Origin of the sequence: Aureispira sp. CCB-QB1 (assembly GCF_000724545.1) — a bacterium.
In the GTDB taxonomy this organism is placed as follows: Bacteria; Bacteroidota; Bacteroidia; order Chitinophagales; family Saprospiraceae; genus Aureispira.
The window spans coordinates 1-13,594 of record NZ_JHBV01000012.1 but is presented as its reverse complement, the minus strand read 5'-3'; the positions used below and the strand labels follow the sequence as shown (position 1 = coordinate 13,594).

The following is a 13,594-nucleotide window of genomic DNA, read 5'->3' as shown; positions in this document are numbered from 1 at the left end:
ACGAGGCTTCTTTGACTTAAAAAGAAGCCTCGTTTTTTTATTTTTATTACTAGGGCTTAACGGATGGAAAACAACCATTTCACCATAACAAATTTATTATTGACGAGTTAGGATAAAAGGAATGCTAATAATTGAAAGTGTAATTTTATCACATTCGTTCTTCTCAATAGGGAATTTAGCATTCAGCGCATTGCTGCTAGAAGTGTCCGATGATGCAGCAGTAGCATATAGTGTATCATTGGCAATCGAGTACGTTTTTACATCCAAGGTATCGCTATTGAAATAGCCACCAATAATATCGTCATTAGGATCGTCAAAAGTTCCGTTTGCTTTAAATTCAACGGTACCAGTTCCACTTGTTACTGTCCACGTACCAATGATATTTTGCTCCACCGCAGGAGGAGTACATTCTTGATCTTGTGTTGCACATGCTGTCGTGAATAAAGCTACTGCTACCATCAATAGGGCTAAACTTTGTTTAAAAAGATTCATATTATTGTTTATTGTTAAAAAAATAAAGATTGTTTGTATGCTTTGTGTAAATTTCAAAAGTATAGATGCACCAATAGTGGAAAAGGTTGTTTGAACGCAAACTAATTTCTTACTTTTTGATAAAAACTATCTTGATAATTCAATCCTTTAATAGAGTCGCTACCTATTTTTGTCATCATATAATAAAGTCCACTCGCTTTTTGGTTTTTTAGAACGTCAAGAGGAGTAGTGGGAGTGAACCCATTTTTAGCAGAATGGTATGTTTGAGGATCGTAGGCTTCTAATTTTACATCAAGCACTACTTTATCTCCGTTCATTGTCCACAAGCCATAGCGATAGTAATATTTTACGGATAAGCGACCTTGCTTGCGTGTCCACAGAAAAGAACCATCTTTTTTGAGCTGAATGTTATAGTAATAATTAGCATGATCTACCTTAGCTCGATTTCCACTAGCAATTTCTTGGTAGTAATAAGTACCTATTAAGTCCTTTTTATTTAACTGAGTCATTCCACTGGTTGATAAAAAACAAAATAAATAAACCACTACCCACTTCATAATTGATGTGATTGATATTGCGAAATTTAGTAAGCAGCACTCCAAATTTTATGCCGATTAAGACGAGAAGAATTAGAGTATTGCTATGTTTTGTTGTATTAATAATGCCTAGTAGGCTTACAGGGATGTGTTTGATTCTACAAAAAAAAGAAGTTGCTTAAAAGTATTCTTTCTTTTAAACAACTTCAACCTTTTTTAGTTGGAGTAGCACTAGTTTGTACAAACTAAAAATTTATGGTAAAATAGACTAAATGTCATAATTTAAAACAGGCATTAACCAACGTTCTGCTTCTGCTGTATGCATTCCTTTGCGTTGGGCGTAAGCTTCCACTTGGTCTTTTTCTATATTTCCTAATCCAAAATACTTCGATTCTGGGTGAGAAAAATACCAACCACTTACCGACGCAGCAGGATACATAGCACAACTTTCGGTTAAAGTAATACCCGTTTGAGCTTCGACATTTAGCAATTCAAACAACGTGCGTTTTTCGGTGTGTTCAGGACAAGCGGAATAGCCAGGCGCAGGACGAATACCTACATAACGTTCTTTAATTAACTCATCATTACTCAAGCTTTCGGATTGATCATAGCCCCAATGTAGTTTTCGGACTTGCTCATGCATACATTCTGCAAAGGCTTCTGCCAAACGATCTGCCAAGGCTTTTGTCATAATCGCATTGTAATCGTCCAATGCTTCTTCAAACTTTTTGACCCATCCTTCTATATTACCCCCTGCGGTTACGGCAAATGCACCAATATAATCGTTGACATTTGTTTCTTTAGGAGCAATGTAGTCACTCAGGCAGAAATTAGCCTGTCCAGGTGCTTTTTGGCGTTGTTGACGCAAGTTGCGTAACGTATGTGCCACTTGTGAGCGAGATTCATCGGTATAAACTTCGATATCATCATCGTTGATGCTATTGGCAGGAAAGAACCCAATAACAGCAGTAGCCGTTAGCCATTTTTCGTTGATAATGCGGTCTAGAAGAACCTGTGCATCATCAAATAATTTTTGAGCTTCTGTACCAACAACATCGTCTGTTAAAATCGCAGGATATTTGCCTCGCAATTGCCAACTAGTAAAGAAAGGAGTCCAGTCGATGTATTGGCGAAGTGTGTTTAAATCAAAATTTTCAAATACCTTTGTTCCTGTAAATGTAGGAACAGGAGGCGTGTAGTTTTCCCAATCTAATTGGAGTTTATTTTCTTTGGCTTTTTTGTAGGTCAAATATTTTTTAGCTGATTTTCGATTCCCACGGCGCAAACGAACTTCATCAAATTCCTTTCGAATTCCTTGGACGTAGGCTTCTTGCTCATTTTTATTTTCATTTAATAACGAACTAGCAACTGTAACAGAACGAGACGCATCTAAAACATGAACAGCAATATTATTAGTATACTGAGGCTCAATTTTTACAGCAGTATGTGTTTTAGAAGTCGTTGCCCCTCCAATCATCAAAGGAATGTCGAACCCTTGGCGCTGCATTTCTTTGGCAACATAGACCATTTCATCCAAAGAAGGAGTAATCAAACCACTCAAGCCAATGATGTCCACTTGTTCTTTGCGAGCTGCTTTTAAAATAGCGTCACAAGAAACCATTACACCTAAATCAACAATCTCATAATTGTTACAAGCCAAAACAATCCCAACAATATTTTTACCAATATCATGCACATCCCCCTTTACGGTTGCCATCAGAATTTTTCCTTTAGAGGATCCACCTGCATCTTTCTTTTCCTCTTCAATAAAAGGTGTCAAATAAGCTACCGCTTGTTTCATAACACGGGCTGACTTGACTACTTGTGGCAAAAACATTTTTCCTGCTCCAAATAAATCCCCAACAACATCCATTCCCGCCATTAAAGGTTCTTCAATAACTCGGAGTGGGCTAACATACTTGGCATGAGCTTCTTTGGTATCTTCTACGATATAATCTGTAATACCTTTTACTAAAGAGTGCGACAAACGTTCTTCGACAGTTCCTTCACGCCAAGATAAATCCACCGTACGTTTTTTACCTTGCCCCTTTACCTTCTCCGCATATTCCATTAGGCGGTCGGTTGCTTCAGGGTTTCTATTGAACAGCAAATCCTCTACTAAGACCAATAATTCTTGAGGAATATCTTCATAAACCTCCATCATTCCTGCATTGACAATCCCCATATCCATTCCTGCTTTTACGGCATGGTATAAGAAAACAGAGTGAATCGCTTCTCGAATGACATTATTACCACGGAAGGAGAACGAAATATTACTAACACCACCACTAATCTTTACATTAGGCATTAAACGCTTAATTTCACGGCAAGCATCGATGAAGTAAATCCCATAATTGGCGTGTTCGTCAATTCCTGTCCCAATAGCAAAGATATTAGGATCAAAGATGATGTCTTGTGGACGAACGCCAACTTGTTCGGTTAATATTTTGTAAGCACGATGACAAATTTCTACCTTTCTTTCGGTTGTATCTGCTTGTCCTTCTGTATCAAAAGCCATTACAATCATTGCTGCACCATAGCGTTTGCATAGTTTTGCATGCTTAATAAATGCTTCTTCTCCCTCTTTGAGAGAGATAGAGTTGACAATGGATTTTCCTTGTACGCATTTTAATCCAGCTTCGATCACCTCCCATTTAGAAGAATCAATCATAATAGGAAGCTTAGAAATATCAGGCTCAGCCGCAATTAGATTCAAGAAGTTAATCATGGCTTGTTTAGAGTCCAAAAGCCCTTCATCCATATTAACGTCAATAACTTGTGCCCCTCCTTCTACCTGTTGACGAGCAACAGAAAGAGCTTCCTCGTAGTTGCCATTTTTAATCAAACGAGCAAACTTACGAGAACCAGTGACATTAGTACGTTCTCCAACATTGATGAAGTTTAGGTTTTCTCGAACAATCAACGGTTCTAAACCACTGTATTGAGTATATTTAGACGGTTCATTTTTTTTGCGAGTAGGGAGACCCTGCACGGCTTCAGCCATACATTGAATATGTTCTGGAGATGTTCCACAGCAACCTCCAATAATGTTGACAAAACCACTGGAAGCAAAATCCTTGATGTAGCCACTCATCTCTATACCGTCTTGATCGTATTCTCCAAACTCATTGGGCAATCCTGCATTGGGATAGGCACTAACATAACAATCGGCAATATTAGATAATGCTTCTACGTGTGGACGCATTTCAGTAGCACCAAGCGCACAGTTTAGCCCAACGCTAAATAAATTGGCATGGCTTACCGAAATCCAAAAGGCTTCTACTGTTTGTCCAGAGAGCGTTCGACCACTAGCATCTGTTATGGTTCCAGATACCATAATGGGGTATTGAATACCTACATCTTCACAGTACTTGTCAATAGCAAAGAGTGCTGCTTTACAATTTAAGGTATCAAAAATTGTTTCTACTAAAAATAAATCTGCTCCTCCATCGGCTAGACCTCTTACTTGCAAATAATAAGCTTCTACCAAATCGTCAAACGTAACGGCTCTATATCCTGGGTCGTTCACATCAGGAGACATAGAAGCTGTTTTGCTAGTAGGACCAATGGCACCTGCTACAAAACGAGGTCTATCAGGATTCAGTTGATTGTAATATTCAGTAGCACGTTTGGCACATTGAGCAGAAGCAACATTCATCTCATAGGCTAATTCTGCCAAGTCATAGTCTTCTTGCGAAATGGCATTGGCATTAAAGGTATTGGTTTCAATAATATCTGCACCTGCCTTTAAGTATGCCTTGTGAATGTTTTCGATAACATCAGGTCTCGTTATAGACAATAAGTCATTATTACCTTTAAGATCTTGATGAAAATCTTCAAATCGCTTGCCTCGATAGTCTTTTTCCGTCAAGTTGTACTCTTGAATCATAGTACCCATTGCACCATCAATGACCATGATGCGTTGCTCTACAATTTTATGAAGACGCTCGAGTGTGTTAACAGTTGGAACTGTTGTTGTGTTAATCATTCAATCTACAGTTTAAAGTACATGTTATTAACCTTATGGTCAAATAAAACCATTTGACCATAGGGTTAACGAATTGGTTTCCAATAGAAATTTCTGTTTTAGTCCTTTTTAGTACAAAAAAAGTTTTTTCGTGTTAAAACATGCTCATGAGATTTCAATTTGGAAATGTAAAGGTAATCAAAAGCAACTAAAGTATCAATTCTCTATTGTTATGGATTGCTTATTTAGTGTAACTTTTTAAAAAAATTACCTTATTTTAATAGAACTACCTGTTTACCAATTTAAAAGTTTCATAATGGACACCTATAAATCAATTCGTTTAGTATTCTTGTTGACGGTTGTATTTGTCTTGCAATCGTTTGAAGTTGCTGCATTTTATACAACAGAACTAGACGAGCTTACCCATTCGGTTCCTTTTTATATAGGAGTAGTCCTGTTGATATTTCACTTACCTTTTGCGTTGGCTTCTTTTTTCTTTGCTGTTAATGGGCATACGTATGGAATTAGGAAGCATGCAGATTTCAAAACAGGGGCTGCTATATTGTGGACAATCAATAGCTTGTTTTTTGCAGGACTAATTTATATAAGAACTTATATATATCCTGGTGCTGTACTTTGGGGAGTGCCTACTTTGTGTTTTATCATTGGCAGTTTACGTTGGAGACTACCAATTTTTAGTTGGCTGTTATCAACATTCTATGTAATAACCGTTATTTTATTGGTGCTAGGGGGAACCCAAAATCAATATGGATTTGGTCCCAAAGATGGTGTCCACAAAACTTATTATGATACCGATAAAAAGCAAATTCAATCCATTCAGGTCTATGATTTTGGTCGGTTGGATGGTATTTCTAAGGAATATTATAAAAATGGACAGCTGAGAATAGCACGTCATTATCACCTAGATACGCTGGATGGTGCCGTTCGAGAATACTATGAAAATGGGCAACTGAAGGTGGTCTATTCTAATTATAAGAACAAGATGCACGGATGGTATCAGTATTATTTTGAAAATGGACAATTAGCTATGAAGCAATCGTTTAAGCACGGTATTCTACATGGAGTTTTACAAACATATTATCCAACTGGAGCCCTCAATAGCGAATTTGTGTACAACGAAGGTATTAAGAATGGTCGCTGTGCGGTTTATTATGAGCAGGGGCAACTTAAAAATACTTGCCAATATAAGCAGGGGGTAGGTAACTATTTTTCTTATTATGAAAATGGACAACTGAAAATAAAAGGAATGCTAAACTTAGATCGTAGGGTAGGGAAATGGGAATCCTATCATTCCAATGGCGAACTAGAAAGTGTTGGGAATTATACACTCGTAGATCCTAAACGTTCTGCAAAAGATGATTTATGGAAGCATTATTACTCCAATGGACAATTAAAATTAGTTGGTCGTTATAAAAAAGGAGTCCGAGAAGGGAAGTGGTTTAAGTATTTTGATACTGGTGAACAAAGTGATGCCAGAGATTATAGCTTGTAAAATTACAAGACATAACGAAGACCTACATAGCCACCCATGGTCGCTAAGTTGCTGTATTCTATTGTATTGGTTCCAGATGGGCTAAAATTAAGAACAGCACTTAAACCCAGATTGCCATAAAGACCATAATCAATAACAAAACGATTGATGCGATGTGTATTACCAATGGTCAGACCAATATTATGATTCAATTTGTTATAGGCATCACCTAGTTCAGAAGCAAGCCCATTGACGATTTCCTCACTTTTACTTAAATAACCTAATCCATAGTCTATTCTAGCATAGATAGAAGATGGAATCGTGCCAAAATCATTGTAGTGTACTAAGACTCGTTGATAACCTAGCGTAAAATCAAAGTAAGCCAGTTTGACTTCTTTGTGGTAATAACGTCCCTCATTGGTATACCCTCCAAAGTATTGTTGGCTATTGGACAAAGGGTAGGCGCCAAAAACAATCGCATCATTAGCGGTTAGGTAGCTGTTTGCTATAATCCCAATGCCACCTGCCACACGAGTTTTTGTTTTAGTCATACTTGTTGTTTCCATACCTTTACTGGTCGCATTTCCTAATAAAAGAGAAGTACCTATTTTTCCATTCATTCCTACTTCAAATCTAACTTGATGCTTTTTCTTATTAAGGATATTTTTAATGTGGAAATCCTGAAGTACCTGAATGGATGAATCAACAAATGGTTTGTTCGTCAGTGTCGCAATGGCAGCTTGACTTAGTAGAGCAGAAGGAGTTGGTGTTGAATTTATAGAATTAGAACTATTATAATTATTAGCTGGAGTAGTAGACGCTTTTATGGAGGAAAGGTCAGAAGTTTTGTTATTGTTAAGCGGTACTCTAGGAGATTGTTGTGTTGACGATGCTGTCTCTTGAAGTTCAGATATTTGTTGATCTGACTTGCCTTGTGCCTTATTTGTTATAGGTTCTAGATAGGGTTGGTTGTTATGATTAGGTGCTGTAATATCCTGTTTTTCTTGTTTAGCAGCAGTAACAGATGGTTTAATAGATCCTTTTGACAGATTATCGAACGGATGATGATTCTTAGACTTAGAAAGAGCAGCAACCGAAGTAGGATTATTGGTAATCGTATTCGTTATTGTTGTTTCTTTTGAAGAGGACAACGAACCAGTATTATCAATAAGAGAATGACTAGCATCTGAAAGTTTTGGATTCTTTGTAGGGGCAATGGAATTACTAGAGTGGTTCTCAGAACCATTTTTAGCCTTTTTATTGGATACAAACGGAGGTGTTGTAGAAGAAGTTGTTTGAGTAGATACATTTACTTTTTGAGCGATAGGAGTTATAGTAGACCATTGCCCAAAGTCACAGCCTCTAAGTAGCAAAACAGCCAAGGCAAGAATGCCCAGTTGCATTCCTTTTTCCTGCCAATACCGTCTTCTAGTATTTTTGTTTAAGCGTTTCAAGACCCGCTGCCAAACACCTTCAATTTCCAACTGATTTTCTACATTTTCCCATAAGTTGTCAGGAATAGTATCTTGAAAGCCCTCTTCAAAAGAAGCCTTAATTTTATTTTCATTTTCAACAGATTCCTCCAAAAAGCTTGCATGATTCAGAGAAGACTCGATGTTATCCCATAGAAATACGGGCAATGCTTCCTGCTCAAATCCCTTTTCAAAAGAGGATTTGATTTTTTCGGTACTTTCTTCCATAGCAGGAGCCTTGTCTAAGGCACTGGAGATGTTATTCCAAATAAAATCAGGAACCAATTCATCAGGGAGATGTTGTTCAAAACTTTCTCCAATTTTATTTTGCTGTTGTTTCTTAGCCATGGAGTGTTTCAATTGAAGTTTGTAGCATTTTTTTAGCTCTACTGAATTGGGATTTAGAAGTACCTTCTGTAATTCCTAACAAAGCGGCAATTTCTTTATGTTTGTAGCCTTCTATGGCATATAATTTAAGAACTTGCCTAGCTTTTTGAGGCAAAGAGTTAACCAACTTAATAATGTCATTAGCTTCTAGCTGTCCAACAATACTATCAATAGAAGCATCTACCTCCCCACTTTCTGCCATTGGAATGATTACTTGCGTGTCACGCTGTTTTTTGTTATAGGCGTTGATAGCAGTATGGACAACGGTACGACGAATCCAACCTCTTAGAGAGCCTTCGAATCTAAAGCGGTGTATATTTTTGAATACTTTAATAAAGCTTTCTTGTAAAATATCAGCCGCATCTGCCTTGTTGTTGGCATACATTAGGCATACTTTATACATATCGCCAGCATACTTGCGATATAGTAGTTCTTGGTACTGTCGCTCATCGGCAGCACAACGTTCTACTAGTTCTCTCTCTGAAAGTTCCTTCAAGGTTATTGTATTTTATGCAAGTTATGAAAAACGAAACGTATGTCTAGTGGACTAGATGTATAAAAGAATAGTGTGTTTAATGTTTCTCTAAGATATTTTGTGAATTGTTGTGATCAATATTATGTTTGTTGAGTATTAACTTATTGGCTATTAGTTTAATGTAAGGTTTTTTTTCTTGAAAATTAAACTTACAACGAACATTTTAATTCTGTTCCTACTTTTAAATCAATCTCTGTGAAGATAGTTACATTATTAGTTGGATCAATTGTCATGATTTGTTCGTTGTTTGCTGTTGTTAAAAACGAAGCATTTTCAAGCATCATTTCTGTGACGTCGGCAAACCAAGGCTTAGGTTTGAAGATGATTCGAGGCGTTTCGGTTTTGGTTTCATTTAGTACCAAAGAACGCATCCCTGTAGAAGACAATACATTGGCTTCAAAAACTTTATTTGTATTCCACTTTAAATGTACTGTAGAAGGATTTTTGAGAGGATTATTATACAAATAACGACCCTTTACAAATAAGTTGGTGTTAATACCACTTTGGGTTTCAAAACGAATCTTTAAACTATTGTATGCTCCTTGTGGCAAATCAAAACTCAATTCATCAAAAGTAGAATTATTATAAAACGGAATTTTTAAACCATTGGGAAATGTCCGCAAAAATTCAAAATCTTCTCCTTCCACACGTTCTCCGATAACTGAAAACTGATGAATAATGATGTATCCATCCGAAAAAGTCAAATCATCTGAACCGCCAACACCTTGCTGATTCATGCCAAAATTAAAAATAACAGGAGTCGGATTTTTAAAAGCATCTTCTTTCTCGCAACTACTTAGTAAGAAAAGAAAAATTAGAAATAAAGAAAAATTGGAGCGTAAAAGTAATTTCATAGTCACATATTTTCAAGCGAGTATCAGTAATGGGAGGGCTATTTACTAAGGAATTGGGCTACAAAAATCATGCTAAATCAAAGGAATTGAACGTGAAATAGACTATCTCAATTATAAGTTTCTCAACTAAGCGACAGGCGAGTAGACTTATGCTGAACACAATGGACTGTTCATGAAATAAATACTAGATAACAACAGCAAGCCGAGCTGTGCGAGTTCATAATCACAGGGAGTAACAAAGCTAATCCTCAAACAAACTCCTTTTATAGTTTAAAACGCAGGTTCTTCTATGTAGAATGGAGGAGACCAGTCAAATTGGCGTTGTTTTTTGGATGGTTCAAGCCTAGGAACAAGGATGTATCGTACGCCAAGGTAAGCACCAATGTTTAGTAATTGGGCAGGCTGTAAGATAGTAGGGTTAGAACCTGTTATTAAGTTGTTGACTCCAATATTGCTAGTAATGCCATAGTCAATGATAAACTGATTAATTTCATGTGCATTACCTAAAGCTAATCCTGCCGAGAAATTAAATTTATTATATAGTTTTTCAGAACTAATAACTTGTTCGTTTACTTTAGTTTTTGCATTCGTTAAAATTCCAAGACCAAAATCCAAGCGAGCGTAAATTTTAGAAGGAATTTGGCTCAAACTATTGTATCGAATTAGTGTCCTTTGATAACCTAAAGTAAAATCAAATAGAGATAAATCAATATCTGTTGCTTCATAATTACCATTGTTATCGTATTTGCCAAAGCATTGTTTCATTGAAGAGTAAGGGTAAATTCCTAGAACAACAGCATCATTGAGTGTAAAGTGATAATTAGCCATAATCCCAAAGGCGCCTGTAGGGCACAAATGTGTTGGTTCTCCATTGTTCCAAGTTTCGTACTTATTTTGACCTAATAAGATGGAGGTGCCTCCTTTCCCTGTTAGCCCTACTTCAAAACGAATTTTCTTCCCTTTTTGAGCTTGACGAACAAGGGTAAAGTTATCTTCATCCATTTTAGTAATTTCCGAATCTAAAATGAAGTCTTGAACCAAAACATTGACACCTTTGTCAAATGCTTCTACATTGACACCAGCCTGTCCAATCCAGTTAAGATCAGACGTATGAATAGATTGCTCTACCTTAGGCTTTATTTCATCCTCTTGATACAATAAATCTTGTTCATTGGCAACAGTACCTGTTGTATTGGAAGAATTGCCTGTATTGTTCGGTGTATCTTTATCTACAGTTTGAGTAAAGTGGTTTTGAACGTTAGAACCATCTTGTTCTTTGTTATTTTCCAAACTAGAAGGAGTATTTTCTGATGACTCAGGAGTAACATCATCAGAGTATAAAGCATCAGAAAGCGGCAATACCTTCTCCAAAGTTTCTTCAGTGTGACTTCTGTGACCAGCTGCATTTAGACTAGATTCGCGTATTTTATGAAACAAATCTTTAGCAGTCGTTTCCTTTTGAGGTTCTTGGTTACTGGCGATAACAGAAGAGGCTGGAATAGAAATAGGAGTTGATTCGTTAGTTAGGTAGAATTTGCTACCTAACATAAATACGCCGATAGCTGTGAATAAAGCTGCTTTTTTCAAGAAAGCAGGAGCAGATAAAAGCAGCCCTATTTTCTTCCAATGAGAATTAGATTGCAATTGTTGTTCTAAGTTTGCCCATGTGTCAACTGCTGGTTGGTTATTGGCGTATACTTTTTGGAAACTATCTTTGACAATAGAGTAGCGATCAGGTGTATCGGCAAGGGCAGCTTCATTATCCATGCGTTTGACCAAGTCATCCCAGCTAAATAAGGGAACAACAACAGCACTATATTGCTTTTCAAAACCTCGTTTGACAAATGCGTAATCTTCTACTTTCTCTTTAGGCTTCGGATTATCCATTTCTTCCGCTAAATCAGCCCAAGTGAAATTAGGAACAGAGGTTTCTTTGTAGTTTTGCTCAAAACCATCTTTTATAGCACTAAATGTTGATGGGTCATCAGTAACTGTAAATGATTCTAAATCTTGCTCAATTTTGTCCCACATAAACTTAGGGGGCTCTTTAGTGCTAAAATTAGTTTGAAAACTTTCTTTGACAATACTAAAGTCAGCAAGATCAGATAACTCGTTAGAATCTACCGTTTGGTTATCTAGGGGCATAGCATCTTCATCTAAAGCATTAAGCTCTTTAGAGATGTTGTCCCATATAGGAGGCAGTTGGTTTTCATGAGAGAATTTAGAAGTATCTCCAACCGAGTTGTTGCTCTGATTTTTGTTATCCATGAAGTGTTTTTACTGCTTCTTGTAATATTTTTTTTGCTCGATTTAATTGAGATTTTGATGTCCCAACAGAAATACCTAGCATATCAGCAATTTCTTGATGCTTATAGCCTTCTATCGCATATAATTTTAAAACTTGTTGTGCCTTCTTAGGCAACTGATTAACTAGTTTTACAATTTCACTAGGATCTAATCCTTCTGCAATTTCATTAACCGAAAAATCAACATATTCCGTCTCTGGCATAGAGACAACTAATTGTGTTTCCCTTTGCTTCTTTTTATAAGCATTAATAGCAGTAAAAACAACAGTCCTACGAATCCATCCTCCTAACGCCCCTTGAAATTTAAAGGTATGTATGTTTTTGAAAACTTTGATAAAGCTCTCTTGTAAGATGTCAGAAGCATCTGCTTCATTCTTGGCATACATCAGGCATACTTGATACATATCTGTACCATATCTATAGTATAGTTGCTCTTGGTATCGCCTTTTTTTGGCAATACAACCTTCTATTAATTCACGTTCAGATATTTCTGCGAGGACGACCGATTTCATCTTAATGGTTATTGTTTTCCTAAATTTTTTTATTGTTCAACAAAAGGGGTATCAACACTTGAGACATAACAATTTATTCAGTTGTTATTTGGTCTAAAAGACTTATTATAAATATAAAAGGGGGTATTTATGTTAAGTCTTATACAAAAACGGTCTTTTTTGGCAGAAAATCAAATTCCGATACATTTTTTTTACAAAAAAAAACTTTTTGATTTTTGAAAATCAGAGTTTTATGAAGATAACGTTTGGGAATAGATGATTTTTTTTGAATGATTGGTGTATTAAAATCACAATATGTTTTGTAAATATAATTATTTTTTTAATTTGTTGCAACGTTTTTGAAGTTTTATTTATGAAATTTTACATGTAATAACTTGTAAAGTAAATAGATTAGTTCTTTTTGAAGGTGATGAAGCACTTTCCAATGATTGATTAAAACTATAAGTCCAAAAATCATGTACCAAGAAAGTGTTACAAAGTAGCAGGCAAGGAAGTACTAAAAACTTACAATGATGTTAATATATAGACATCAACGTAAATAAGTTTTTTAAACTTTATATGTGAGGCAGATTAATTTTACAAAAAATAATGATTATTTTTTTAAAGTCTTGTCAGAGATAATTGTAAGATATTGTTAAAAGATATATCTTTGCGGCACCAAATAAAAATCACTACATACGGAACAACTGATAACGTTCTATTATTAAATCCCATAATTTTTTCAATCAATTAAATCTTGATAATATTTATGCGTTATCTTTCAATGGTACTAACTAGTAGCTTGCTAGTAGGGCTTCTTGGTGTATTGGGTTATACAAATCAAATTCAAACTCTAGCAGCACAACCACACCCTACTGCTAATATTTTAAATACGCCTATCAGCTTTACAGTATCGAGTACATCCGTAAATTGTCATGGGGCATCCGATGGAAGTGCCACGATCAATGTAAGTGGAGGCGTAGGAGGCTTTAGCTATGTTTGGAATAGTAACACACAAACTACTGCTACGGCAACAGGTCTATCAGCTGGTCTACATTGTGT

At 36.2% G+C, this 13,594-nt stretch carries 10 protein-coding genes; 2 read left to right on the top strand and 8 right to left on the bottom strand.

Features of this window, described 5'->3' with window-relative positions; genetic code table 11:
• Positions 1-96: 96 nt before the first annotated feature.
• From CG11_RS04580 to metH, 3 genes are all read right to left on the bottom strand, one after another.
• A complete protein-coding gene (locus tag CG11_RS04580) occupies positions 97-492 on the bottom strand; it encodes a hypothetical protein (protein WP_052593613.1) in 396 nt (131 codons plus the stop codon).
• A 101-nt stretch (positions 493-593) separates the two neighbouring features.
• Complete coding sequence (locus CG11_RS04575; protein WP_052593611.1) at positions 594-1,049, bottom strand: hypothetical protein; 456 nt, start codon at positions 1,047-1,049, stop codon at positions 594-596.
• A 247-nt stretch (positions 1,050-1,296) separates the two neighbouring features.
• Positions 1,297-5,016, bottom strand: a complete 3,720-nt coding sequence (metH, locus tag CG11_RS04570) for a methionine synthase (RefSeq protein ID WP_052593609.1) — start codon at positions 5,014-5,016, stop codon at positions 1,297-1,299.
• A gap of 295 nt (positions 5,017-5,311) precedes the next feature.
• Between metH and CG11_RS04565 the strand changes: the two genes are divergently transcribed.
• On the top strand, positions 5,312-6,508 hold the full coding sequence (locus CG11_RS04565) for a toxin-antitoxin system YwqK family antitoxin (RefSeq protein WP_052593607.1): 1,197 nt from the start codon (positions 5,312-5,314) through the stop codon (positions 6,506-6,508).
• Between the two features lie 2 nt (positions 6,509-6,510).
• On the opposite strand, the gene CG11_RS04560 is transcribed toward CG11_RS04565, so the two are convergent.
• The 5 genes from CG11_RS04560 to CG11_RS04540 all read right to left on the bottom strand — a co-directional run bounded on the left by CG11_RS04560 (position 6,511) and on the right by CG11_RS04540 (position 12,553).
• Complete coding sequence (locus CG11_RS04560; protein ID WP_052593604.1) at positions 6,511-8,307, bottom strand: hypothetical protein; 1,797 nt, start codon at positions 8,305-8,307, stop codon at positions 6,511-6,513.
• Positions 8,300-8,842 (bottom strand): RNA polymerase sigma factor, encoded by a 543-nt coding sequence (locus CG11_RS04555; RefSeq protein WP_052593603.1) that lies wholly within the window; start codon positions 8,840-8,842, stop codon positions 8,300-8,302. The genes CG11_RS04560 and CG11_RS04555 overlap by 8 nt, the downstream gene beginning before the upstream one ends.
• Positions 8,843-9,030: 188 nt before the next feature.
• Positions 9,031-9,735, bottom strand: coding sequence for a hypothetical protein (locus CG11_RS04550; protein ID WP_052593601.1), 705 nt, complete (start codon positions 9,733-9,735; stop codon positions 9,031-9,033).
• A 270-nt stretch (positions 9,736-10,005) separates the two neighbouring features.
• Positions 10,006-12,003 carry a hypothetical protein gene (locus CG11_RS04545; RefSeq protein ID WP_052593598.1) on the bottom strand — a complete coding sequence of 666 codons (1,998 nt, stop codon included), beginning with the start codon at positions 12,001-12,003 and terminating at the stop codon, positions 10,006-10,008.
• Positions 11,996-12,553: an RNA polymerase sigma factor gene (locus CG11_RS04540; protein ID WP_052593596.1), complete on the bottom strand. Its 558-nt coding sequence runs from the start codon at positions 12,551-12,553 to the stop codon at positions 11,996-11,998. The genes CG11_RS04545 and CG11_RS04540 overlap by 8 nt, the downstream gene beginning before the upstream one ends.
• Before the next feature lie 748 nt (positions 12,554-13,301).
• Here CG11_RS04540 and CG11_RS04535 point away from each other — a divergent pair.
• A partial coding sequence (locus tag CG11_RS04535) for a SprB repeat-containing protein (protein WP_156039656.1) occupies positions 13,302-13,594 on the top strand: 293 nt, incomplete at its 3' end.

Excerpts from the sequence above, each read along its gene's own strand:
- CG11_RS04580 (WP_052593613.1), bottom strand. The coding sequence starts at position 492 with ATGAATCTTTTTAAACAAAGTTTAGCCCTATTGATGGTAGCAGTAGCT.
- CG11_RS04575 (WP_052593611.1), bottom strand. The coding sequence starts at position 1,049 with ATGAAGTGGGTAGTGGTTTATTTATTTTGTTTTTTATCAACCAGTGGA.
- metH (WP_052593609.1), bottom strand. The coding sequence starts at position 5,016 with ATGATTAACACAACAACAGTTCCAACTGTTAACACACTCGAGCGTCTT.
- CG11_RS04565 (WP_052593607.1), top strand. The coding sequence starts at position 5,312 with ATGGACACCTATAAATCAATTCGTTTAGTATTCTTGTTGACGGTTGTA.
- CG11_RS04560 (WP_052593604.1), bottom strand. The coding sequence starts at position 8,307 with ATGGCTAAGAAACAACAGCAAAATAAAATTGGAGAAAGTTTTGAACAA.
- CG11_RS04550 (WP_052593601.1), bottom strand. The coding sequence starts at position 9,735 with ATGAAATTACTTTTACGCTCCAATTTTTCTTTATTTCTAATTTTTCTT.
- CG11_RS04545 (WP_052593598.1), bottom strand. The coding sequence starts at position 12,003 with ATGGATAACAAAAATCAGAGCAACAACTCGGTTGGAGATACTTCTAAA.
- CG11_RS04540 (WP_052593596.1), bottom strand. The coding sequence starts at position 12,553 with ATGAAATCGGTCGTCCTCGCAGAAATATCTGAACGTGAATTAATAGAA.